This is a genomic window from Stenotrophomonas sp. YJH_SMC_6 (genome assembly GCF_059371335.1).
Genome location: NZ_JCAFUM010000018.1, coordinates 52027 through 75243 on the forward strand (window position 1 = coordinate 52027; position 23217 = coordinate 75243).

Sequence of the window (23217 nt, forward strand, 5' to 3'; positions counted from 1 at the left end):
CGGATTCCCGAACCGCCCCTTCCCAGCATGCCCGTCCGTCCCCTTGATTCGGTAGCGCCGCTTGCGACATCACCACTGGCGTCTCGATTTGCCGTAACTCACCTCTGGCTGCCTGTCGCAATCGGTCTGCCATTGTTTACGCTGCTGATGGACTTCGGCGGTGATCAATGGGTGGCCGATCACGTGTTCCGTCTTGAAGGCAGCCACTGGGCGCTGCAGGACGCCTGGATCACCCGCAGCGTCGTGCACAAGGCCGGCAAATGGTTGAGCACGGCGGCAGCGCTGGTCGTGACCCTGCTGTGCTTCCACCACTGGCGTAGGGGTCGCGATCGCACCCTGCAATGGGCGCTGCTTTATGTCGTGATTGCCATGGCACTGGGCACCGGCGTGATCTCCCTGCTGAAGTCGCTGGTGCCGATGGAATGCCCGTGGGACCTGCTGCGCTACGGTGGCCACCAGCCTTTCATCGGTCTGTTCACCCTGCGCCCGGAAGGCATGCCGGCACAGGCCTGCTTCCCGGCAGGCCACGCCAGCGCAGGCTATGCGTGGCTCTGCCTGTATTTCTTCGCGTTGCTGTGGCGGCCGTCCTGGCGCTGGACCGGGCTCTGGATCGGCCTCGGCACCGGCCTGGTGTTCGGGATCAGCCAGCAGTTGCGGGGCGCCCATTTCCTTTCGCATGACATTGCCACCGCGTTGATATGTTGGCTGCTTTCGTTGGGCCTGTATGTTCTGATCCACCGTCAGCTGGACCGTCCCCACCGCCAGGAGGCAAACGCATGAGTGCATCGGTCCAACGCCCCGCCCGCCTCCCCGCCCTTGCGGGTCTTCGCAACTGGCGACCGCAGCTCTCCACGGAAGCACTGATCGCGCTGACCAGCCTGTTCTTCGCGGTGGCCGGCAACGGCCTGTTCTGGCACAGCGCGATGGCCAGCCATCCGGGCAGCCTGCGTTACGCGCTTTCGCTGCTGCTGTTGCTGCTGGGTGCACACGGCGTGCTGCTGGGCATCCTGGTCTGGCGCTGGAATGCCAAAGTGGTAATCAGCCTGTTGCTGCTGGTGACGGCGTTCGCTGCGCACTACATGAGCCGCTACCACATCTATCTGGATGCGGACATGCTGCGCAACGTGCTGGCGACCGACCCGAAGGAGAGCCGCGAGCTGATGACCGTATCGCTGCTGTGGCCGGTGCTGCTGCTGGCCGTGCTGCCGATGGTGGTGCTGTGGCGCGTGCAGCTGCGCCGACGCAGTTGGGGCCGCAGCCTGCTGTGGCGACTCGGCTTCCTGGTCGTGGCGGCGACGACCGCAGTTGGCGGTGCGCTGATCTCGTTCCAGGATGTCTCGGCGCTGATGCGCAACCAGCGCGAAGTACGCTATCTCGCCACCCCGGCCAACGTGCTGCTCGGTATGCCGCGCGCGCTGCGTGGCGACAACCCGGTGCAGCGCGCGCCGAAGCTGCCGATCGGCACCGACGCCAAGGCCACGCCACGCGCCCCGGCCAGCAAGCCGCGCCTGCTGGTGATCGTCATGGGCGAAACCGTGCGCGCGCAGAACTGGGGGCTCAACGGTGGCCGCAACACCACCCCGGAGTTGGCTCAGGCACCGGTGATCAACTTCCCCGACATGCACTCCTGCGGCACCAGCACCGAAGTATCGCTGCCGTGCCTGTTCTCGCCGTGGGGACGCCACGACTACGATGAAAAGAAGATCCGTGCACACCAGTCGCTGCTGCACGTGCTGAACCGCGCCGGCATCGCGCCGTTGTGGCGTGACAACCAGTCCGGCTGCAAGAGCGTCTGCGAAGGGCTGGAGTTCCAGTCGCTATCCGATGCGACCACGCCGGGGCTGTGCGCCGATGGCCGCTGCATGGACGAGATCCTGCTGCAGGACCTGGCCGCCCAGGTGCGTGCCAAGCCCGGCGACCGCGTGGTGGTGCTGCACCAGCTGGGCAACCACGGCCCGGCCTACTTCGAGCGTTACCCGGCAGCCTTCGCGCGCTTCAAGCCAACCTGCGACACCCGTGACATCGGCCGTTGCTCTCGCGAAGAGATCACCAACAGCTATGACAACGCGGTGTTGTACACCGATCATTTCCTGAGCAAGACCATCGGCACCCTGCAGGGCATGCAGGATTACGACACGGCGATGATCTACCTGTCCGATCATGGTGAATCGCTGGGCGAGAAGGGCCTGTTCCTGCATGGCGTGCCGTATGCGATCGCTCCGGCCGAGCAGACCCGCGTACCGATGACGATGTGGTTCTCGCCGGGCTTCGCCAGCAGCCGTGGGTTGGACCTGCAGTGCGTGCGCAAGCGTTCGGCGGCCTATACCGACCACGACAACCTGTTCCCGTCGGTGCTGGGCCTGATGCAGGTCAAGACCTCGCTGTACGAGCGCGATCGCGACCTGTTCGCCAACTGCGAAGGTTGAGGGTTGTTCGGCAGGGCTTGCAGCCCTGCACCTGCGGTAGTGCCGGCCGCTGGCCGGCAGCCTCGACAGCAACAGCAACAGCAACAGCAACAGCAACAGCAAAAGCAAAAGCAAAAGCAAAAGCTGGCATTCCGTGGATTGGCGGGGTGGGTCCGGTTGCGGGGGACGCTGCAAGTACGTCCATGTAAGCTCGGTCGCCGCATCCATGCGGCTCACGCCCCCGCAACCGGACCCACCCCGCCTTCGACAGATTTCCGCGATCTGTTGGAACGACCTTGGGGTCGGATCCGTTTTCCTGAGGAAAACGGATCCGACCCCATTTTGATTTTCGATACCTGACAGATGTGTCGACCAAGGTCGACACCCACCAACGGCCGCCGCGATCTGTCAGAGGTGGGGCGGTGTGGGCTTGCAGGACCGTTGGCGCCATGGATGGCGCCATCGAGCCCCCATGGATGGGTTTACGGCGTGTCCTGCAAGCCCACACCGCCCCGCCATCCCACGGATAGCCCGCTTCTGCTGTTGCTTTGGCCGTTGCCGTTGCTTCTGCGGGTGCAGGGCGCAGCCCTGCCGAACCCGGCCGACTTCCGCCACTTGCGGTCGCAGCCACTGCCCACTAGCCTTCGGCCGTCGTTCACCACCCAAGGACCGCCCGTGAAACACCGTCATCTCCTGCTGGCCTCGGCAATCGCCGCCGCCACGCTGGCCCTGGCCGCCTGCAAGAAGGAAGCTGCCCCAGGCACCGATACCGCCAGCAGCAGCGCCCCGGCCGGCGAAACCGCCGACCAGTTCGTGGCCCGCATCAATGCCGAATTCAAGGCCGCCTACCCGGAGATGACCTCGGCGCAGTGGCTGTCTTCCACCTACATCAACAGTGATTCGGAACGCATCGCGGCCAAGGCCAACGAGCGCTCGCTGACCCAGCTCAACAGCTGGATCGAGCAGGCCGCCAAGTTCGATGGCAAGCCGATGAGCGAGGACAGCAAGCGCGCGATCCACCTGCTGAAACTGATGTCCTCGATGCCGGCGCCGCGCGATCCGGCCAAGCTGGCCGAGCTGACCCAGATCGCCACCCGCATGGAAGGCAGCTACGGCGCTGGCAAGTACTGCACCGACGCCAACGATCCGAACTCCTGCCGCCAGCTGGGCGAGCTGGAACAGGTACTGGCGCGCAGCCGCGACTACGACAAGCAGCTTGACGCCTGGCAGGGCTGGCACAGCACCACCAAGAGCATGCGCGGCGACTACCAGAAGTTCGTCGGCCTGGTGAACGAAGGCGCCAAGGGCATGGGCTTCACCGATGCCGGCCAGATGTGGCGCAGCGGCTACGACATGCCGCCGGAGCAGATCGGCCCGGAAACCGACCGCCTGTGGGAACAGGTCAAGCCGATGTACGAGCAGCTGCACTGCTACGCGCGCGGCAAGCTGGACAAGACCTATGGCAAGGACAAGGCCGAAGTAGGCAATGGCCTGATCGCCGCGCACCTGCTGGGCAACATGTGGCAGCAGGACTGGTCGAACCTGTGGGACCAGCTGGAACCGTACCCGGGCGCCGGCAGCCTGGACATCACCGCGGCGCTGGAAAAGCAGTACCAGACCAACCTGAGCGCGGCGCTGGCCAAGGCCGGCAAGGATGCCAACGTGGCCGCGCAGTACAAGGCGCAGCGCGAGGCCGAACTGCGTACCGCCAAGCAGATGACCGAGCGCGCGCAGGACTTCTACGTGTCGCTGGGCATGCCGTCGCTGCCGCAGTCCTACTGGGAAAAGACCCAGTTCATCAAGCCTGACGACCGCGACGTGGTCTGCCACGCCAGTGCCTGGGACATGAACATGGAAGGCGACGTGCGCACCAAGATGTGCATCAAGCCGAACGAAGAGAACTTCACCACCATCTACCACGAGCTGGGCCACATCTATTACGACCTGGCCTACAACCCGCTGCCGCCGCTGTTCCAGGGCGGTGCCAACGATGGCTTCCATGAAGCGATCGGCGACACCATCGTGCTGGCGATGACGCCCAAGTACCTCAGCTCGATCGGCCTGGTCGATGCGCCGACCGAAAGCCGCGAGGCGGTCATCAACAACCAGATGCGCATGGCGCTGTCAGGCGTGTCGTTCCTGCCGTTCGGGCTGATGATCGACCGCTGGCGCTGGGGCGTGTTCGATGGCTCGATCACTGCCGACAACTACAACAAGGCGTGGTGGGACCTGAAGGCCAAGTACCAGGGCGTGGCGCCGGCCAGCACCCGTGGCGAAGAGTTCTTCGATCCGGGCGCGAAGTACCACGTGCCGGGCAACACTCCGTACACCCGCTACTTCCTGGCGCGCATCCTGCAGTTCCAGTTCTACAAGGGCCTGTGCGACGCGTCCGGCTACAAGGGCCCGCTGCATGAGTGCACCTTCTACGGCAACAAGGAAGCCGGCCAGAAGTACTGGGCGATGCTGAGCAAGGGTGCCAGCCAGCCGTGGCAGGCCACGCTGAAGGAGCTGACCGGTACCGACAAGCTCGATGCCGGCCCGATGATCGAGTACTTCACCCCGGTCAACGAGTGGCTGAAGCAGCAGAACGAAGGCCAGATGTGCGGCTGGCAGGCCAACGCGGCCCCGGCGGCGAAATGAAAAAAGGGGCGGGTCCGAAAGGATCCGCCCCTTTCCGGTAGTGCCGGCCGCCGGCCGGCAACTGCACGGTGAAAATCCGTCTGGCAGCCAGCCAGCGGCCGGCTCTACCGCAACAGCGGTCAGCTGTTCTTCTTCGCGGCCATCGCTGCGGCCAGCTCGGCCTTGAATTCCTCGAAGGTCTGGCCCTTCTCCCTGGCTTCGGCCTGTGCGGCATCGCGCAGCGCGTCGGAGTACATCAGGCGCACCGGCGTGCCATTGCGTTCGTGCAACTCACCGGCCTGCATGATCAGCGCCAGCACCTGTGCGGCGCTTTCGCTGTGGCCGGCAATGCGGCCATCCATGCCCAGCACCCATTCGCCGTCGCGGCGCACGACACCGGCCAGCAGGGTGCGCTGTGCATCGCGCAGTTCCGCATGCGGCTCCACCGGCGAGGCCTGCGCGGCGGCCTTGTTGGCGGCCTGCTTTTCCTGGCGACGGCGCTGGTCGCGGCGGGTCTTGGAGCTGGTGGACATGGTGCGGTACCGCTGCGAAGGGGGGCGCAAGGATAGCGCACCCCGCCCGCAGCAACGCTTCACACCCCTCAGTCCAGCACTTTGCCGTGCCGCCAGTAGCCCATGAAGGTGATCGCGCGGCGGTCCAGCCCGCAATCACGCACCAGGTGGCGGCGGATCGCCATCACCGCCCCCGCCTCGCCCGCCACCCAGGCATACAGCGGCCCGGCCACACCGGTTTCGGCCTGCTCCCAGAGGATCTGCGTATCGACGTCGATCTCCTCCAGCGCATCGCCGGCAGTCACGCCCGAGGTCGCTGCCAACCGCGCCTGGACCGCCTGCAGCAACCGCTGTCCGTAGGCGGCCTGCCCGCGCGGCAGCCAGACCAGCTCGGCGCTGGAGGGCGCCTTCAGGTGCACCGCATCACCGGCCTGCGCCACCTCCAGCAGCGCCAGCGTGCGCGGTGGGTCGACCATGGCCGCCAGTTCCTCGAGGATGCCGGCCACCGCAGGCAACGCGGTTTCATCGGCCACCAGCAGCACCTGGCCGACACCGGCCGGTGGCTTCCACTCCCAGCCCTCGCTGCTCTCGGCACAGTCGGCGTCCGGGGCCAGCAGCACCACGCGGTCGCCTGGGCGGGCGTGCATGGCCCAGCGCGAGGCGGGGCCGGTTTCGCCATGGATGACGAAATCGACGTCGACCTCGCCCTGCTCCGCGCGCAACTGGCGGATGGTGTAGGTACGCATCGGCGGGCGCTTGTCGTCCGGCAGGGCCCGGTAGCGTGGGTACCAGTCTTCACCGCTGGGGACCTGCGGCACCTCCTGGCCGGGCAAGGGGAAGAACACCTTGATGCGCTGGTCAGGGCCTTCGGTCTTCATCCGCGCCACGTCGGCACCGGTGAACACCATGCGGTCCAGGGAAGGGGAAAGAACGCGGCGCTCCTTCAGCGCCACCTCGAACAGGCGGTAGGTCTGCTGCGCAGCCATGGGGAACCTCATGCAACGACCTCGGATTGGCTGGCTGTCGTGCATCCACGCACCGGCTGGCTGGAGTGCCCAGCCTAGTCCGGTCGTTCCTCTTCGCAAGCGTTGCGGGCAAAGCGGCCGGCCCTACCCCTGCGCGCTGCTCAATGGCCCGTGCAGGCCGCCTGTACCGCGCGTTCACGCTGGTGTTCCCAGTACCAGAACACGAAGCCGGCGGCGAAGAACGCGGCCTGCCCCAGCGCCAGGTGCAGCGGGCTGGCGCTGAGCAGCGGCGACACCACGCCGGCCACCACCGTGCTGATCATCAGCTGCACGAAGGCCTGCAGCGACGAGGCCAGGCCGCGCTGATGCGGGTACATGTCCAGCACCGCCAGCGCCAGGATCGGGAAGATCAATGCCATGCCCATGCCGCCCAGGAAGATCGGCAGCACCGCCCACGGCAGCACGAACTGCGGCGACAGCGCCACGTAGCCGACATTCAGCAGCACCGACAGCGCACACAGGCCGAAACCAATGGACACCTGGCGGGTGGGCGTGGTGTGCCCGGCCATGCGCCCCGACAGGAACGAGCCGGTGGTCATGCCGCCGATGGTGGGGATGAACAGCCAGGCAAAACCACCCTCGCCCAGATGCAGGTGCTGCATCACGAACACCGGCGCCGAGGAGATGTACAGGAAAATGCCGCCGAAACCGATGCTGCCGGCCAGCGCCAGGCGCAGGAACCGCGGGTTGAAACCGATGCGCACGTAATCACGCAGCAGCACGCGCGGCGACAACGGCACCCGTGCCTCCACCGGGTGGGTTTCCGGCAGGTAGCGTGCAGTGGCCGCCAGCAGGAGCAGCGCAAACACCACCAGGAACCAGAAAATCAGTGGCCAGCCGGCGCCGCTGAGCAGGATCCAGCCGCCGATGATCGGTGCGATGGCCGGAGCGATGCCGAACAGCATCGATACCTGGCTCATCAGGCGCTGCGCGTCGTGTCCGTGGTACAGGTCGCGGATCACCGCGCGGCCGACGATCATGCCGACGCCTGCTGACAGGCCCTGCAGCGCACGGAACGCCAGCAGCGTGGTCAGGTCGGTGGACAGCGCGCAGCCGACCGAAGCGCCGACGAACACCACCAGGCCACCGAGGATCACCCGCTTGCGGCCCCAGGCATCGGACAGCGGGCCGTGCGCAAGGCTCATCAGGCCGTAGAACAGCAGGTACACGCTGATGGTCTGCTGCACCGCCACCTCGTCCACCGCCAGGCGCTGGGCCAGCTGCGGGAACGCCGGGAAGATGGTGTCGATCGAGAACGGACCGAACATGGCCAGGCCGGCGAGCAGCAGGGCCATGCGGCGGGTGGAGGGAGCAACAGCGGCGGTCATGGGAAAGGCGTCCGGCAGGGCCATGCGCGGCACGCACGGCGGGCGCCGGTCCCCTGCAGCAGGGACGGCGCCAGATGAATTCGGGTATCCGCCCATCATAGGTGGGGATTGCGCCTGATGCCATGCATCAGTGCACAAAACGCACGGACGGGCCATCGGCCATTCAGGCGCGGCCTCCAGGACCGAAGGCGGCCGCCGCGCCCGCAACGGGCTATAATCGGCGGGCAACACGGTGGGAGAAGCGGAATACCGCTGCCGAAGGCGCAACGCCCGTAATCGCTCAGGCCCGATACCACCCGTAACACAACTCTGGAGAGACCGGTTCGATCCGGCGCCGAAGGGGCACGAAGCTGCGGTCCGCCGCGCTTTTAAACTCTCAGGCAAAAGGACAGAGGGGCGCCCCGCAGACCGCCGACCGGCGGCTTGTGCCCGTGCGTGTGCCCTTTCCTGACGGATCCTTCGCCATGTCCCAGAACACCCCTTCCCTGCGTGAGCTCGAGCACCACAACGCGTTCGTCGAGCGCCACATCGGCCCCAACGACGCCGAGATCGCGCAGATGCTCGACGTCGTCGGCCACGCGTCGCTGGATGCGATGACCGACGCCATCGTGCCGGCCAAGATCAAGTCGCCGGCACCGCTGGCACTGCCGGAGTCGATGACCGAAGTGCAGGCACTGGCGAAGATCCGTGCGATCGCCGACAAGAACACCGTGCTGCGCAGCTTCATCGGCCAGGGTTACTACGGTACCCACACGCCGAACGTGATCCTGCGCAACATCCTGGAAAACCCGGCGTGGTACACCGCCTACACCCCGTACCAGGCGGAAATCTCGCAGGGCCGCATGGAAGCGCTGATCAACTTCCAGACCCTGTGCGCCGACCTGACCGGCATGGAAATCGCCAACGCCTCGCTGCTGGACGAAGCAACCGCCGCCGCCGAAGCGATGACCCTGGCCAAGCGTTCGGCCAAGTCGAAGTCGGACACCTTCTTCGTGCACGACGCCGTGCACCCGCAGACCCTGGAACTGCTGCGTACCCGCGCCGAGCCCATGGGCATCGTGCTGCGCGTCGGCACCCCGGCCGAAGCGCTGGAAGCAGAAGCCTTCGGCCTGCTGCTGCAGTATCCGGACACCTTCGGCCAGGTCGGCGACTACAAGGCGCTGGTCGATGCCGTGCACGCACGCGGCGGCCTGGTGGCCGTGGCCACCGACCTGCTGGCCTTGACCCTGCTGGCTGCCCCGGGCGAATGGGGCGCGGACATCGTGGTCGGCAACAGCCAGCGTTTCGGCGTGCCGTTCGGCTTCGGTGGCCCGCACGCCGCCTTCATGGCCTGCCGTGACGCCTACAAGCGCTCGATGCCGGGCCGCCTGATCGGCGTTTCGATCGATGCCCAGGGCAACCCGGCCTACCGCCTGACCCTGCAGACCCGCGAACAGCACATCCGCCGCGAGAAGGCCACCTCCAACATCTGTACCGCGCAGGTGCTGCTGGCGGTGATGGCCTCGATGTACGCCGTTTACCACGGCCCGGAAGGCCTCACCCGCATTGCCCGCCGCACCCATCGACTGGCCTCGATCCTGGCCGCAGCGCTGCGCAATGCCGGCGTGCAGGTCGGTGGCGACTTCTTCGACACCCTGCACGTCACCGGCGTGCATGCCGATGAAATCCATGCCAAGGCACGCGCCGCCGGTTACAACCTGCGCGCGATCGACAGCGACTCGGTCGGCATCAGCCTGGACGAGACCACCACCCGCGCCGACATCGTCGCCGTGGCTGCGGTGTTCGGTGCCTCGCTGGACGTCGACGCGCTGGATGCCAGCACCGCCGACGCGCTGCCGGCCGGCCTGCTGCGCCAGTCCGCGTTCCTGACCCACCCGGTGTTCAACACCCACCACAGCGAGCACGAGCTGCTGCGCTACCTGCGTTCGCTGGCCGACAAGGACCTGGCGATGGACCGCACGATGATCCCGCTGGGTTCGTGCACCATGAAGCTCAACGCCACCGCCGAGATGATCCCGGTGACCTGGCCGGAGTTCTCGCAGATCCACCCGCTGGTGCCGGCCGACCAGGCGCTGGGCTACAAGGAACTGATCGACACGCTGGAAGCGATGCTGGTCGAATGCACCGGCTACGACGCGGTCAGCCTGCAGCCGAACTCCGGTGCACAGGGCGAGTACGCCGGCCTGCTGGCGATCCGCGCCTACCACCGCTCGCGCGGCGAAGGCCACCGCGACATCTGCCTGATCCCGGATTCGGCGCACGGCACCAACCCGGCCTCGGCGCAGATGTGCGGCATGAAGGTGGTGGTCACCAAGACCGATGCCAACGGCAATGTCGATGTTGAAGACATCCGCCTCAACGCCGAGAAGTACAGCGACCGCCTGGCCGCGATCATGATGACCTACCCGTCCACGCACGGCGTGTTCGAGGAAGAGGTGGTCGAGATCTGCGAGATCATCCACCAGCACGGCGGCCAGGTGTACACCGACGGCGCCAACATGAACGCCCTGGTCGGCGTGGCCAAGCCCGGCAAGTGGGGTTCGGACGTTTCGCACCTGAACCTGCACAAGACCTTCTGCATCCCGCACGGCGGCGGCGGCCCGGGCGTCGGCCCGTGCGCGGTCAAGGAACACCTGGCCCCGTTCCTGCCGGGCAAGCTGGGTGACAACGGCCCGGTCGGCATGGTCAGCGCCGCCAGCTTCGGCAGCGCCTCGATCCTGCCGATCAGCTGGATGTACATCGCGATGATGGGCCGCGAAGGCCTGCGTAAGGCCACCCAGGTCGCGCAGCTCAACGCCAACTACATCGCCAAGCGCCTGGCCCCGCACTTCAAGACCCTGTACACCGGCCGCAACGGCCTGGTGGCACACGAGTGCATCCTAGACGTACGCCCGCTGGAGAAGACCAGCGGCATCGGCGCCGAGGACGTCGCCAAGCGCCTGATCGACTTCGGCTTCCACGCCCCGACCCTGAGCTTCCCGGTGGCCGGCACGCTGATGGTCGAACCGACCGAGAGCGAATCGCTGCACGAGCTGGACCGCTTCATCGACGCGATGATCCAGATCCGCGAGGAGATCACCGCGATCGAAGACGGCCGTCTGGACCGCGAGGACAACCCGCTGAAGAACGCGCCGCACACCGCCACCGCGGTGACCGCCAGCGAGTGGACCCACGCCTACCCGCGCGAACTGGCTGCCTTCCCGCTGGCCAGCCTGAAGCAGAGCAAGTACTGGCCGCCGGTGGCGCGCGTCGACAACGTGTACGGCGACAAGAACGTGATGTGCGCCTGCATCCCGGTCGATGCCTACAAGGATGATGAAGTCGAGGCTTGATTCCTCGCGGCATCGGTAAAGAGAACGGCCCGCGCAAGCGGGCCGTTTTCATGAGGGCGGGTGGACCAGGGTCCACATCCACGGTAATCCCGATCACGGGTCCGGCATCTGCCCCAGGCTCAACTGCCACGACACGCCGAAGCGATCCTGTACCCAGCCGTAGCGGTTGCTGAAGTCATAGTCGCCCACCGGCATCAGCCAGTGGCCGCCCTCGCCCAGCACGCGCGCGGCGCGCTCGAACTGCTCGGCGCCGGAGCACTCGACGAACAGCGAGATCGACGGGCTGAAGGTGAAATCGTGCACGTCCAGGCTGTCAAAGCACAGGTAGTGGGTGCCACCGAGCAGGAAGATGGCCTGTCGGACCTGCCCGGGCACGCCGGCACCGGCGCCGTCCGGATGGCGCTGCATTGCCAGCAGGCGGAAATCGGCGAAGGCCTCGGCGTACAGGGCCAGGGCGGCCTCGGCCTGGCCGGTAAACATCAGGAAGGGGCGACTGCGCAGCATGCGGTACTCCCGGTCGACGGGCCGATGACGGCCCACACGATCAGGATGGCACGGCGGATGTGCAGCCCCCGTGGTAGTGCCGGCCGCTGGCCGGCAGCTTCAGTCACGCCTCGCGCATGCGCCGCGCGATGGCGCTGCCGGCGGCGATCGTGGCGGTCAGCGCCACCATCGACAGGAACTGCAGGCGGGTGTGCGACTCGCTCAGCAGCAGGCCGAAGATCAGCGCCAGGATCGCCAGCGCGCAGCAGGTCAGCCACGGGAAGCCCGCCATGCGGAACGGCAGCCGGGTACCCAGGCGATCCGCGCGGCGCCGCAACACCAGTTGCGAGACCAGCGACAGCGTCCACACCAGCAGGCAGGTGGAACCGACGATGTTCAGCAGCACCGGCAGCACCCGGTCCGGGAACAGCAGTTCCATCACCGTGGCGGCGAAACCGAACAGCACGCTGGCCAGCACGGCAATCACCGGCACCTGGCGCGGATCGGTCCAGCCCAGCACCGCCGGCGCTTCGCGGCGCTGCGCCAGTGAATACATCATGCGCGAGGCGCCGTAGAGGTTGGCATTGAGTGCCGACAGCAGCGCGATCACCGCGATCAGGGTGATGGCGGTGCCGGCGCCCGGAATACGGGCAATGTCCAGCACGGCGGCGAACGGCGACTTCAACGCTTCGCTGGTCCACGGCACGACGGCGATGATCACGCTCAGCGAGCCGATGTAGAACACCAGGATGCGCCACGCCACGGTGCGGATGGCACGGGCGATGCTGCGCTCCGGATCTTCAGTCTCTGCCGCCGCAACGGCGACGATCTCGGTGCCACCGAAGGCAAAAACGACAACCAGCAGTGCAGCGCCAATACCGGCCAGGCCCTTCGGTGCGAAGCCACCATGCTCGGTGAAGTTGCTCAGGCCCGGCGAGGTCACCTGCGGCAGCCAGCCCATCAGCAGCGCCACGCCGATGGCGATGAAGGCCAGGATCGCCGCCACCTTGAGGATGGCGAACCAGAATTCGAACTCGCCGAAGTTCTTCACCCCGAGCAGGTTGATCGCGGTGAAGAACAGCATGAAGGCCAGCGCCGCCATTGGTACAGGTACTGCTGGCCAGACGGTGGCCAGCAGCCCGGCCGCTCCCACCGCCTCGGCGGCGATCACGATCACCAGCTGCACCCACCACAACCAGCCGACGGTGGCACCGGCGGTGGCGCCCATGGCATCGGCGGCATAGACCGAGAACGCGCCGCTGGTCGGTTTGGCCGCCGCCATTTCGCCCAGAGCGTTCATCACGATGATCACCAGCGCGCCGGCGACCAGATACGACACCAGGACCGCCGGACCGGCCGCCTGCACACCCACGCCCGAGCCGAGGAACAGGCCAGCGCCGATGGCGCTGCCCAGGCCCATCATGATCAGCTGGCGGGGCTTGAGCGAATGTCCGAGGCGGGACGGCGAAGCGGTCGGAATCGAGTTGGGCATCGGCAGGGCTGGCGGCGGGCTACAGGGGCGACACCTTACCCTGTCCCATGCCCGCGGGGATAGGCACAGCGCAGCAGGCGGCTCAGGCCAGTGCCGGCTCTCCGACACTGCCACCAATACGGGCGCGGTAGGCACGCGGCGAGAAACCGGTTTCAGCCTTGAACTTGCGGGTAAAGGCGCTCTGGTCGCTGAAACCGCAGGCCTGGCCGATGCTGGCGATGCTCTCGTCACCGTGCAGCAGGTGCATGGCCATCTGGATCCGCAGCCGGGTCAGCACCTGCTGCGGGGTCATCTGGAACACCTTGCGGAAGCTGCGCTCCAGCTTGGACAGCGAGAAGCCGGTGATGTCCAGCAGGGTCTGCATGCGCACGTTCTCGGCGTAGTGCGCGTTGAGGTGGGCCAGCGCCAGCCGCAGCTGCTCGTACTGGGTACCCAGGCTGTCCTTCTGGCCAAGGTCGCGGGAAATGCCGATCAGGCCCTCGATGGCCCCATCGACCACCAGCGGGCGCTTGCAGGTCAGGCACCAGCCCGGTTCGCGGTTGGCGAACAGGTGCAGCTCCATCAGGTTCTCGATCACCTCACCGGCCAGCACGCGGGCGTCCTGGTCCACGTAGTCGGCGCTCAGCCCGGTCGGGTAGATCTCCGCCGCGGTACGCCCGATCACGTCCTTGCGGGCGCGCAGGCCCAGCCGCCGCAGCATGGTCTGGTTGACGTGGGTGTAACGCCCCTGAAGGTCCTTGATGAAGAACAGCACATCCGGGATGGCGTCGAACAGGGCTTCGATGTCGGCGGGCTCGACTCGCATGGAGCAAGCATACCCGAGCCTGCTTTTGCCTGTACGTTCACCTTTGCCGGACCTCGGTTTAACGGGCCCGGTTCCAGTGTCGTGGTTCTCTTTGAGCATCCGGAGCCAACGTCAATGGCCGCCAGCAAGCCGACCGGCAAGCGCGCAACCACCCACGCCGAGAACCACCACCGCGGCAACGGCGATGAACTGCACCAGCAGGCCGGGGGCAGTCATCCGGCGATGACCACCGATCAGGGCATCCCGGTGGCAGACAACCAGAACTCCCTGCGGCAGGGACCTCGGGGGCCTACGCTGCTGGAGGACTTCATCCTGCGCGAGAAGATCACCCACTTCGACCATGAGCGCATTCCCGAGCGCATCGTGCACGCCCGCGGCAGCGCTGCGCATGGCTACTTCGAGTTGACCCGATCACTGAAGGCGCATACCCGCGCGCGCATCCTGACCGAGGTTGGCGTGAAGACACCCGTGTTCACCCGCTTCTCGACCGTGGCCGGTGGCGCAGGTTCGGTGGACACCCCGCGCGACGTGCGCGGCTTCGCGGTGAAGTTCTATACCAGGGAGGGCAACTGGGACCTGGTCGGCAACAACATCCCGGTGTTCTTCATCCAGGACGCCATGAAATTCCCGGACCTGGTGCACGCGGTGAAGATGGAACCGGACCGTGCCTTCCCGCAGGCCGCGTCGGCCCATGACACGTTCTGGGACTTCATTTCGCTGATGCCCGAATCGATGCACATGATCATGTGGGCGATGAGCGACCGCGCCATACCGCGTTCGCTGCGGATGATCGAAGGCTTCGGTGTGCACAGCTTCCGCCTGCTGAACGAGGCCGGCGAGTCAACGTTCGTCAAGTTCCACTGGCGGCCCAAGCTGGGTATCCAGTCCACGGTCTGGGACGAAGCATTGAAACTGCAATCGGCCGACAATGACTTCCATCGCCGCGACCTGTTCGAGGCCATCCAGCGCGGCGACTTCCCGGAATGGGAACTGGCGGTGCAGTTGTTCACCGAAGAAGACGCCGACGCATTCCCGTTCGATCATCTGGACCCCACCAAGATCATTCCCGAATCGCTGGTGCCGTTGCAGGTCATCGGGCGCATGGTGCTGGACCGCTGGCCGGACAACTTCTTCGCCGAGACCGAGCAGGTGGCTTTCTGCCCGGCCAACGTGCCACCGGGCATCGACTTCAGCAACGACCCGCTGCTGCAGGGGCGCCTGTTCTCCTACCTGGACACCCAGCTGCTGCGCCTGGGCGGCCCGAACTTCCACCAGATCCCGGTGAATGCGCCCAAGTGCCCGTTTGCCAATCATCAGCGCGACGGCCACATGCAGATGCAGGTTCCCAAGGGTCGGGTGGCCTACGATCCCAGTTCGCTGCAGGAGGACACCCCGCGCGAGACGCCTGCCGGATTCCGCAGCCATGCCAGCGCCGACGATGGCCGCAAGGGTCGCACCCGCGCGGAGAGTTTCGCCGACCACTACAGCCAGGCCCGCATGTTCTTCCGCAGCCTCGAAAAGCCGGAGCAGGCGCACTTGGCATCGGCGCTGGTGTTCGAGTTGTCCAAGGTGGAAACGCTGAAGGTGCGGGTACGCACCGTCAGCCACCTGCGCAACATCGATGACTCACTGGCGCAGCGCGTGGCCGATGGTCTGGCGTTGCCTGCACTGCCCGACCCGGCGCCGACCGCTACCCCAGTGCGGGACATGCCCCCCGCCCCCGAAGTGCGGGTGATCGGTCGCAACAAACCCACCCTGCAAGGGCGCTGCATCGGCATCCTGTTCGATGAGGGTTCTGATGCCCGGATCATTGCCAGCCTGAGCAAGGCAGCCAGGAAAGCAGGTGCGGATGTGAAGCTGGTCGCCCCCAGAGTGGGTGGCGCCACGCTCAGCGATGGCGCGCTGCAGGCGGCGGATGGGCAACTGGCGGGCACCCCGTCGGCCGTGTTCGATGCAGTAGCCGTGGTGCTCAGCCCGGAAGCGGCGAAGGCCTTGTCGAAAGAGAGTGCAGCCATCGAATTCGTCAGCCAGGCGTGGGCGCACCTGAAGGCCATCGCCAGCGATGCGGGCGGCCAGACGCTGCTGAAGGCGGCAAGGGTCGGCAACGACGCCGGCATCGTCGAAGCGGAAGACGCCAAGGCATTCCTGGCGGCGGCCGCCACCCGCCAGTGGGCGCGCGAACCCAAGCTGCGCCTGCTGGCCTGACTACAACAACAGGAGAACTGTCATGCCCCGTGGTGACAAATCCGCATACTCCGATAAACAGAAGCGCCAGGCCGAGCACATCGAGGAAAGCGAGCGCGAGCGCGGTGCCAGCGAAGGCACGGCCGAGCGCATTGCCTGGGCGACCGTGAACAAGCAGGATGGTGGTGGCAAGCGTAGCGGCAGCGCGCGCAAGGGTACGAAGAAGGCGACCAGCAAGAAGGCTGCCAAGAAGGCGCCTGCCAGGAAGTCGGGCACAAAGAAGGCCACGACCAAGACGACGGCGGCGAAGAAGGCACCTGCGAAGAAGACGACAGCCAGGAAGGCGGCGGCAAAGAAGGCACCGGCTCGCAAGACAGCCACAAAGAAAACCGCAAAGAAGACAGCGGCCAAGAAGGCCGGTACAGCCGCCTCGCGCAGTGCTGCAGCGAAGAAGGCGGCGAAGACACGTGCGGCGAAGAAGACCGTGCGCAAGGTGGCGGCGAAGAAGGCCGCGCGTACCCGCGCGCGCGGCTGAGTCCTTCGATCAGGGCGACAGCGTCCTCATCCACGCGGCAACTTCGGCTGCGGCTGCGTCAGCGCGTGCCTGCAGCAGCAGATGCGGCCCTTCCAGCGAAACATGCCGGGCATCCGGCAAAAGGGCCTGCAGTTCTGCCACGCTGGGCGGCCACAGCAGGCGGTCATGGCACGCGTGCAGGCACAGCGTCGGCACGTCGATTGCCGGCAGCAATGCGCGTACGTCGACGCGCAGGGTCGCTGCGGCGCGTTGCCGCAGTGTGGCCGCCGGAATCCGGGCCAGCGCATCGCGCAGCATCGACAGGTGCTCGCGGGTGCGCCACCGCCCCAGCAGAAGGCGCGCCAGCAACGCCACGGGAGGCAGAGGCCAGGCCGGCGTCAGCAGGGCTGCGCTGGCTGCCGGCAATGGCACCGGCCGACACGCAAAGGTCGCGGCAAGCACCAGTCCGCGCAGCCCGGCGGGCTGTCGCGTGGCCAGTTCAACCGCCAACGGGCCCGAGAAGGACTCGGCAAGCAGGATGAAGGGATGGCCGGGCAGCTGCGACCACAGCCGTTGGGCCAGCGTGGCGTGATCCTGCCCTCCCTGCGCAGGCAGCGTAATCGCCTGCGTCGTCAGCCCATGAGCCTGGAGTGCTGACAGAAACGGGATCGACAGCCTGCCGGAGCCATCCAGCCCGGGCAGCATCAGCACGTGCTGCGGCGTGGGTGATGCTGAATCACAGCCCGGCTTTTCCTCGCTCCCGATTCCCATGTCACCTCCTTTGCTGGCAAGCATCGCCCACATCGGCAGGCAGCGGAACCTCCGCTCCGGCTCTCCTGCTGCTTTGCCGGTCAAGGTTGAGCGATACTGCCCGCTCTGCCGCGGGACGCGGCTGCCAAGGAGAGCCTCTGATGCGATGGACCTACGCGCTGGCCATGATGGCCATGATGCTGCCACTGAACAGTTCCGCCAACGATGGCTGGATAAACGGGGCAGGCAAGGCGATGTCGGAGACCGATGCCATGAAATCCAGCGGTGGCTTTGCGGCATCGCTGCTGGTCACCTCCGATGCCGACTGGCAGGCCAAGTGGGAGACCCCGCCAGAGACCACTCCCGGTTTTACCCAGGCCGACGAAGTCCACCCGGGCGGTGAATTGTTCCTGCTGACATTCCTGTCCAACCCGCAACTGGATGAGAACCGCGTACCCAAGGTGCACTGCGATCTGCGCATGCTGCGCCCGGACGGCACTACCAGCATCGACGAACGCGATGTTCCCTGTTTCACCGCTGCCCTGCCCGGCCCGCCAACCCTGTTGTACATGACCAACCTGCACCTGAAGTTCGTGGCCGAGGCCAGTGATCCGAAAGGCACGTGGACTGCGCAGGTGGTGGTCAGGGATCTGCTGCGGAATGTGAGCCTGCCTCTGCAGGCTCACTTCGACGTCCGTTGAACGGAGGCATGCGGATGAAGATGCGGCGATTACTGAGCTGGACCGGTCTTGCGCTTTGCGTGGTCTACCTGCTGTTGACCGCATGGCTGGTTCACGGCGCGCAGTCGGATGCGGACCCGAAGGGCGCCTATATCCTGATGTCGCTCCCCATCACCCTGCAGTCTGCTGCACTCGATGCCATCGGCGCAGGCAGCCTCCTGTACGGCAAACCCTGGTCGACCGCGTATGCAGTACTGGTTCCGCCAACACTGCTGTTGCTGTACGCAGCTGGCTGGCTGATCGAACGCGCCGCGGGCGGCCGCTAGCCAGCGGCACCGACCGGTTGCGTGCATGCGGTGCCTGCATGCGGGGCATCGCATGCAGGGCGTCATCCAACATCCAGTCGCAGGTTGCTTACGCCGCCTGCGCAGGCACGATGGGCATGCGCGCGCCCTGCTCCACCTTGAACACCGCCACCGACGTGGTCAGCGCATGCGCCTGTTCTTCCAGCGCGCGGCTGGCGGCAGTGGCTTCTTCCACCAGCGCAGCGTTCTGCTGGGTCACCTGGTCCATCTGCACCACCACCTGGTTGACCTGCTCGATACCGGCGGCCTGTTCCTTGCTGGCCGCTGCGATGTCGCTCATCAGCTGCGTGGTGCGCGAGCTGGCCTGGGCCACGCGGGCGATCGCGGCTTCCGATTCAACGGTCACCGCCAGGCCACTCTTCACCTTGGCAGCGGCGTCTTCGATCAGCTCCTTGATTTCCTTGGCGGCGACACCGGCACGCTGTGCGAGCGTGCGTACCTCGCTGGCGACCACGGCAAAACCACGGCCCTGCTCACCTGCACGCGCGGCTTCAACCGCAGCATTCAGCGCCAGGATGTTGGTCTGGAACGCGATGCCGTCGATCACGGTGGAGATTTCCGAGATGCGTGCCGAGGACTGATCGATCTCACCCATCACCGACGCCATCTGCGCCATCGCCTGCTCGGTTTCGCGTACGGCGGCACCGGCGGCATGCGCTTCACTGTCGGCCTGACGAGCGAGCTCGGCATTCTGGCGCACAGTCGAGGTCAGTTCCTCCATCGATGCGGCGGCTTCTTCCAGGTTGGCGGCCTGCTGCTCGGTGCGGCGCGACAGGTCGTTGTTGCCGGCAGCCAGTTCCTGCGCCGCGTTGTTGATGCTGTCGGCGGCCACCTGGATGCCACGCACGATGCCGGTCAGCTGCGCGGTGGTGGTGTTGGCGTCGTCACGCATGCGGGCGAATACACCGTCGTACTCGCCGTCCATGCGTGCAGTCAGGTCGCCGTGCGAGATCGCACGCAGCACATCGGAGACATCAGCGATGCTGGCCTGCGAACTGGCCATCATGCCGTTGAGGTGCTCGACCATCGCCTTGAACTGGAACTGGAACGCAGCGGCATCGCCACGCATGCTGAAATCACCGGCGCGCGCGGCCCGGGCCAGTGCATCGATCTGCGCGTTGATCGCCATCAGGCTCTGCTTCACTGCGGCCAGAGTACGGGTCAGCGTACCCTTCTCGCCCGGGTAGTCCGGCAGGTCGCGGCTGAGGTCACCGATGGCGTAGCGCTGCATCACTTCGGCCATCAGCAGTTCCACCTGCACGTGCGATTCGACCAGGCTGTTGGTGGCCTGCACCATGCGGCCGAAATCGCCGGGGAAGGCGCTGGCGTCCATGCGGTAGCGGATCGCACCGGCCTCGTGCTGTTCGGCCATCTGCAGCTGCGCGCCGATCGCCGCCTGCACACTCTGGCGCACGCTGGCCATCGCCTCACCCAACTGGGTCAGTTCGTCACGGCCGCCGAGGCGGAACTCCTGATCCAGCTGGCCCCTGGACAAGCGCTCGGCCAGGTTCACCGCGCGGGCCAGCGGGCCGGTCAGGCTGCGCCCGATCATCACCGAGGCGGCGATGCCGACCAGCAGTGCAACGCCGCCCAGCACCAGCAACTGCAGCAGGCTACGCTCGCCCAGGCGGATTGCCTCGGCAGCAGCCTCACGGCTTTCCTTCTCCTCGAAGTCCACGCCATCGGACAGCGCCTTGTTCCAGCCGTTGGCGGCTTCCTGCACCGGGCCCAGGGTCAGCGCCACGGCGCCCGGGTAGTCGCCCTGCTCCATCAGTTCGCTGGTCTGCTTGTTGAGCGGACGCGCGATGGCACGCTTGGCGGCGATGGTTTCGGCAATGGCCTTGCCCTCGGCGTCGCTGGGCAGCGCCTGGTAGGCCGTCCAACTGGCCTCATAGCGCTTGACCAGATCGGCGATGCGCTGCTCATCATGGCCACGGTCATCGCCCTGGCGGATCAGCATCTCGCGGCGAACGACCATCATCTGGTTGTTGGCATCGAGCATCTGCGAGAGCAGGCGCACTTTGGCCACGCTGACATCGACCACCTGCTGCATCGCGCGCTTCTGCACGACACTGGCGGTGGCGCCGGTGGCCACCACGGCCGCAACCAACAGCAGCAACAGGCCAAAGCCCAGCCCAAGACGCCAGGCAACCCTGACATTCCTCAAGTAGTTCATCGGTACATCCAAAACGGGGGGATGTGGCGTTATCGGCGGCCCGCCAGGCAATCTTGATCGCCAACCGCCAATGGCGTGGGGCACCATTCACCTTGGTGAGCCCTTGGCCGGCGGCACCCGCGCGGGGACGGTGGCGCAACGACCCGACTGCTCATGCAGACGTCAGATCTCTTTCACGGTGGCTCGGCGCGGCCTGCAGGCAAGGTGGTGGCGTCATCTGCTGGAGTTCCCAATGCCATTACCCGTGTACCGATCCACCCTGCTCGCTCTCTCGCTGCTGGCATCGCCGGCGTTCGCGCAGGCACCGCCCCCTGGACTGCCCGCCCCCATTGCCGAGAAGGCCGGACCGGACACCGCAGCACGTTCCGCCCTGCATGCCCAGGTGCTGCTGGATCGTGCGAATTTCTCGCCCGGCCAGATCGACGGTGAAGTGGGCAGCAACCAGCGGCGCGCGGTGTCGGGTTTCCAGGCGGCGCACGGCCTGACCGTCACCGGTGAACTGGACGACGCGACCTGGCAGGCCCTGCGGGCCGATACGGTCCCCCCCCTGGCCAGCTACACGCTGACCGGCGAGGATGTCGCCGGGCCGTTCCAGGCGGTGCCAAAGGGCCCCGCCGCACAGGCCAAACTGAAATCGCTGGGCTTCAACAACGTCGAAGAGTCGCTGGGCGAACGCTTCCACGCATCCCCTGAGCTGTTGAAGCTGCTCAATCCGGGCGTGGATCTGAGCAAGGCGGGCAACCGCATCCAGGTGCCCAATGTCGCACCATCGCCGCTGCCGAAGGCGGCCAAGGTGGTCGTCGACAAGTCCGATTCCAGCCTGCAGCTGCTGGATGCGCAGGGCAAGGTGATCGCTCAGGTGCCGGTTTCCTCCGGCAGCCAGCATGATCCGCTGCCGATTGGCGAATGGAAGATCCTGGGCGTGTATCGCGACCCGCCGTTCCACTACAACCCCAAGCTGTTCTGGGATGCGCGCAAGGGCGAAAAGAAGGCGACACTGCCGCCGGGCCCGAACAATCCGGTCGGCCGGGTCTGGATCGACCTGTCCAAGCCACACTACGGCCTGCATGGCACGCCCGAGCCCGGCCATGTCGGCAAGACCGAGTCACATGGTTGCGTGCGCATGACCAACTGGGATGCGCTGCGCGTGGCCGATGCGGTGGATACCTCCGTCCCCGTGGTGATGCAGGAGTGAGCGGATGCGTCTTTCGCAGCTGATCGTGCTGGGTGTTCTGCTGGGACTGGGGGCAGGCTGGTGGCTGCGCCGCGATGCAGGCGAGCCGGTAGCCGCCTCGCTGCCGGAAGCACAACCGGCAGCAGCTGTGTCGCCGGCCAAGGGATCCCTAGCGCCGCTCGACACGGCCCCTGCCCCCGCCGCCACCGCACCGTCAGCCGCGCGGACTGCGGATGCGCCGTCGGGTCTGCTGCTGCCGGTACAGGGCGTCCTGGCCTCCCAGCTGCGCGACACGTTCACCGATGCGCGCAGCGAAGGCCGCGTGCACGATGCCATCGACATCATGGCCGATGCCGGTACGCCGGTGCTGGCAGTGGCCGATGGCACGGTGGAAAAACTGTTCGACAGCGAGCGCGGTGGACTGACGGTCTACCAGTTCGAGCCCAGCGGACGCTGGTGCTACTACTACGCGCACCTGCAGCGCTATGCCGACGGCCTGACCGAAAAGCAGGTGATCAGGCGCGGGGAGGTGATCGGTTACGTGGGCAGTACCGGCAACGCCAACGCTGAGGCTCCGCATCTGCACTTTGAAGTGCACGTGCTGGGGCCGGAGAAGCAGTGGTGGAAGGGGGAATCGATCAATCCGTATCCACTGCTGAATCCGCCTGCTTCGAAGCCCGGTGCTGCCAGCGCCGCAAAGTGAACGTGAACACCGCCAAGGCAGCTCCTGGAATCAGCAGGAGCAGTGCCGCCACTTTCCAGAAGAAGAACGGCCACAACCAGACATAATCCAGGTCAGTCAGCTTCAACAGGTCCAGTGGCGGCTGCAGCTCGACGGTGGCCGCGCGATCGGCCAGCGCCGGGTCCACCTCCAGCACGGTTAGCCGCACCCATGAGCGGCCGCGTGGCAATGCATCGCCGCGACCATAGCCGAAGTAGGACGCCATGAGGCCGCTGGACTCAACCGAAGCCAGCCCACGATTGATGCCCTGTCCGGCCACTCCCGAACGCTCCCCTGCGCGGAAGTCTCCATGATCGGTCGGAGTTTCGATGCGCAGCAGCACCTCGGGGTCAGCGTCCGTACCGTCCGCGGCATAGCGCAGGCGCAGCCGCAGTTGATCATCGATGAGGCGGTAGACGGTGATCTGGGCGGTTGCGCCAGGGCTCAGCACCAACGGCACCGTCTGCGTGCGCGAAGCCAGGGTATTGGCTGCCGCGCCCAGCACCAGTACCAGGCAGGCGATGCCCCACAGGCTCCACAACACCCACAGGGTGATCCGCACGACCGTTTCGTCCTTCACGCTGACATCCTGGTCATCGCTTTGCTTCCTCGCCGACCCCGCTGACACAGTAACGAAAAAGCCCCGCTTGCG

At 66.4% G+C, this 23217-nt stretch carries 19 protein-coding genes and 1 riboswitch; of the genes, 10 read left to right on the top strand and 9 right to left on the bottom strand.

The window, feature by feature from the left end; translation table 11 throughout:
* The first annotated feature begins 27 nt into the window (after positions 1–27).
* From AC5P9N_RS19510 to AC5P9N_RS19520, 3 genes are all read left to right on the top strand, one after another.
* A complete protein-coding gene (locus AC5P9N_RS19510) occupies positions 28–780 on the top strand; it encodes a phosphatase PAP2 family protein (protein WP_164212750.1) in 753 nt (250 codons plus the stop codon).
* On the top strand, positions 777–2426 hold the full coding sequence (locus AC5P9N_RS19515; RefSeq protein WP_495223876.1) for a phosphoethanolamine transferase: 1650 nt from the start codon (positions 777–779) through the stop codon (positions 2424–2426). Before AC5P9N_RS19510 ends, AC5P9N_RS19515 begins: the two co-directional genes overlap by 4 nt.
* Positions 2427–3080: 654 nt before the next feature.
* Positions 3081–5045: a M2 family metallopeptidase gene (locus AC5P9N_RS19520; RefSeq protein WP_005410621.1), complete on the top strand. Its 1965-nt coding sequence runs from the start codon at positions 3081–3083 to the stop codon at positions 5043–5045.
* Positions 5046–5164: 119 nt separating this feature from the next.
* Here the strand turns inward: AC5P9N_RS19520 and AC5P9N_RS19525 are convergent, their stop codons facing one another.
* From AC5P9N_RS19525 to AC5P9N_RS19535, 3 genes are all read right to left on the bottom strand, one after another.
* Entirely contained in the window at positions 5165–5557 is a 393-nt protein-coding gene (locus AC5P9N_RS19525; RefSeq protein ID WP_005410623.1) for a hypothetical protein, read from the bottom strand.
* 68 nt (positions 5558–5625) lie between these two features.
* Complete coding sequence (locus AC5P9N_RS19530; RefSeq protein ID WP_099484591.1) at positions 5626–6522, bottom strand: siderophore-interacting protein; 897 nt, start codon at positions 6520–6522, stop codon at positions 5626–5628.
* Between the two features lie 140 nt (positions 6523–6662).
* A complete protein-coding gene (locus AC5P9N_RS19535; protein ID WP_060381217.1) occupies positions 6663–7889 on the bottom strand; it encodes a multidrug effflux MFS transporter in 1227 nt (408 codons plus the stop codon).
* A 299-nt stretch (positions 7890–8188) separates the two neighbouring features.
* A riboswitch (glycine riboswitch) is annotated at positions 8189–8291 on the top strand.
* A gap of 62 nt (positions 8292–8353) precedes the next feature.
* Between AC5P9N_RS19535 and gcvP the strand changes: the two genes are divergently transcribed.
* Positions 8354–11221, top strand: coding sequence for an aminomethyl-transferring glycine dehydrogenase (gene gcvP, locus AC5P9N_RS19540; protein ID WP_024956945.1), 2868 nt, complete (start codon positions 8354–8356; stop codon positions 11219–11221).
* A 93-nt stretch (positions 11222–11314) separates the two neighbouring features.
* Here the strand turns inward: gcvP and AC5P9N_RS19545 are convergent, their stop codons facing one another.
* The 3 genes from AC5P9N_RS19545 to AC5P9N_RS19555 form a co-directional block, all read right to left on the bottom strand.
* Positions 11315–11725, bottom strand: coding sequence for a VOC family protein (locus AC5P9N_RS19545; protein WP_005410627.1), 411 nt, complete (start codon positions 11723–11725; stop codon positions 11315–11317).
* 103 nt (positions 11726–11828) lie between these two features.
* Entirely contained in the window at positions 11829–13196 is a 1368-nt protein-coding gene (locus tag AC5P9N_RS19550) for an amino acid permease (protein ID WP_005410628.1), read from the bottom strand.
* Between the two features lie 82 nt (positions 13197–13278).
* Positions 13279–14001: a helix-turn-helix transcriptional regulator gene (locus AC5P9N_RS19555; RefSeq protein WP_005410629.1), complete on the bottom strand. Its 723-nt coding sequence runs from the start codon at positions 13999–14001 to the stop codon at positions 13279–13281.
* A gap of 114 nt (positions 14002–14115) precedes the next feature.
* Here AC5P9N_RS19555 and AC5P9N_RS19560 point away from each other — a divergent pair, with 114 nt between their 5' ends.
* Entirely contained in the window at positions 14116–16206 is a 2091-nt protein-coding gene (locus AC5P9N_RS19560) for a catalase (RefSeq protein WP_005414177.1), read from the top strand.
* Between the two features lie 22 nt (positions 16207–16228).
* Positions 16229–16720, top strand: a complete 492-nt coding sequence (locus AC5P9N_RS19565; protein WP_012480990.1) for a hypothetical protein — start codon at positions 16229–16231, stop codon at positions 16718–16720.
* A gap of 9 nt (positions 16721–16729) precedes the next feature.
* On the opposite strand, the gene AC5P9N_RS19570 is transcribed toward AC5P9N_RS19565, so the two are convergent.
* On the bottom strand, positions 16730–17470 hold the full coding sequence (locus AC5P9N_RS19570) for an alpha/beta fold hydrolase (RefSeq protein ID WP_005414175.1): 741 nt from the start codon (positions 17468–17470) through the stop codon (positions 16730–16732).
* A 140-nt stretch (positions 17471–17610) separates the two neighbouring features.
* Here AC5P9N_RS19570 and AC5P9N_RS19575 point away from each other — a divergent pair, with 140 nt between their 5' ends.
* Positions 17611–18150, top strand: coding sequence for a hypothetical protein (locus tag AC5P9N_RS19575; protein WP_099484592.1), 540 nt, complete (start codon positions 17611–17613; stop codon positions 18148–18150).
* 14 nt (positions 18151–18164) lie between these two features.
* Entirely contained in the window at positions 18165–18455 is a 291-nt protein-coding gene (locus AC5P9N_RS19580) for a hypothetical protein (protein ID WP_044570698.1), read from the top strand.
* 88 nt (positions 18456–18543) lie between these two features.
* On the opposite strand, the gene AC5P9N_RS19585 is transcribed toward AC5P9N_RS19580, so the two are convergent.
* On the bottom strand, positions 18544–20670 hold the full coding sequence (locus AC5P9N_RS19585) for a methyl-accepting chemotaxis protein (protein ID WP_005410635.1): 2127 nt from the start codon (positions 20668–20670) through the stop codon (positions 18544–18546).
* 232 nt (positions 20671–20902) lie between these two features.
* Between AC5P9N_RS19585 and AC5P9N_RS19590 the strand changes: the two genes are divergently transcribed.
* Positions 20903–21865 (top strand): L,D-transpeptidase family protein, encoded by a 963-nt coding sequence (locus AC5P9N_RS19590; protein WP_087802785.1) that lies wholly within the window; start codon positions 20903–20905, stop codon positions 21863–21865.
* A gap of 4 nt (positions 21866–21869) precedes the next feature.
* On the top strand, positions 21870–22547 hold the full coding sequence (locus AC5P9N_RS19595) for a M23 family metallopeptidase (protein WP_099484593.1): 678 nt from the start codon (positions 21870–21872) through the stop codon (positions 22545–22547).
* On the opposite strand, the gene AC5P9N_RS19600 is transcribed toward AC5P9N_RS19595, so the two are convergent.
* On the bottom strand, positions 22483–23145 hold the full coding sequence (locus AC5P9N_RS19600; RefSeq protein WP_099484594.1) for a hypothetical protein: 663 nt from the start codon (positions 23143–23145) through the stop codon (positions 22483–22485). The two genes, AC5P9N_RS19595 and AC5P9N_RS19600, sit on opposite strands and share 65 nt — an antisense overlap.
* Positions 23146–23217 lie beyond the last annotated feature (72 nt).

What these genes read in the sequence shown, in the direction of transcription:
- AC5P9N_RS19585 (WP_005410635.1), bottom strand. Translation starts at nt 20,670, where the DNA reads ATGAACTACTTGAGGAATGTCAGGGTTGCCTGGCGTCTTGGGCTGGGC.
- AC5P9N_RS19580 (WP_044570698.1), top strand. Translation starts at nt 18,165, where the DNA reads ATGAAGATGCGGCGATTACTGAGCTGGACCGGTCTTGCGCTTTGCGTG.
- AC5P9N_RS19575 (WP_099484592.1), top strand. Translation starts at nt 17,611, where the DNA reads ATGCGATGGACCTACGCGCTGGCCATGATGGCCATGATGCTGCCACTG.
- AC5P9N_RS19510 (WP_164212750.1), top strand. Translation starts at nt 28, where the DNA reads ATGCCCGTCCGTCCCCTTGATTCGGTAGCGCCGCTTGCGACATCACCA.
- AC5P9N_RS19545 (WP_005410627.1), bottom strand. Translation starts at nt 11,725, where the DNA reads ATGCTGCGCAGTCGCCCCTTCCTGATGTTTACCGGCCAGGCCGAGGCC.
- AC5P9N_RS19530 (WP_099484591.1), bottom strand. Translation starts at nt 6,522, where the DNA reads ATGGCTGCGCAGCAGACCTACCGCCTGTTCGAGGTGGCGCTGAAGGAG.
- AC5P9N_RS19595 (WP_099484593.1), top strand. Translation starts at nt 21,870, where the DNA reads ATGCGTCTTTCGCAGCTGATCGTGCTGGGTGTTCTGCTGGGACTGGGG.
- AC5P9N_RS19550 (WP_005410628.1), bottom strand. Translation starts at nt 13,196, where the DNA reads ATGCCCAACTCGATTCCGACCGCTTCGCCGTCCCGCCTCGGACATTCG.
- AC5P9N_RS19570 (WP_005414175.1), bottom strand. Translation starts at nt 17,470, where the DNA reads ATGGGAATCGGGAGCGAGGAAAAGCCGGGCTGTGATTCAGCATCACCC.
- AC5P9N_RS19525 (WP_005410623.1), bottom strand. Translation starts at nt 5,557, where the DNA reads ATGTCCACCAGCTCCAAGACCCGCCGCGACCAGCGCCGTCGCCAGGAA.
- AC5P9N_RS19565 (WP_012480990.1), top strand. Translation starts at nt 16,229, where the DNA reads ATGCCCCGTGGTGACAAATCCGCATACTCCGATAAACAGAAGCGCCAG.
- AC5P9N_RS19555 (WP_005410629.1), bottom strand. Translation starts at nt 14,001, where the DNA reads ATGCGAGTCGAGCCCGCCGACATCGAAGCCCTGTTCGACGCCATCCCG.
- AC5P9N_RS19560 (WP_005414177.1), top strand. Translation starts at nt 14,116, where the DNA reads ATGGCCGCCAGCAAGCCGACCGGCAAGCGCGCAACCACCCACGCCGAG.
- AC5P9N_RS19515 (WP_495223876.1), top strand. Translation starts at nt 777, where the DNA reads ATGAGTGCATCGGTCCAACGCCCCGCCCGCCTCCCCGCCCTTGCGGGT.
- AC5P9N_RS19535 (WP_060381217.1), bottom strand. Translation starts at nt 7,889, where the DNA reads ATGACCGCCGCTGTTGCTCCCTCCACCCGCCGCATGGCCCTGCTGCTC.
- AC5P9N_RS19590 (WP_087802785.1), top strand. Translation starts at nt 20,903, where the DNA reads ATGCCATTACCCGTGTACCGATCCACCCTGCTCGCTCTCTCGCTGCTG.
- gcvP (WP_024956945.1), top strand. Translation starts at nt 8,354, where the DNA reads ATGTCCCAGAACACCCCTTCCCTGCGTGAGCTCGAGCACCACAACGCG.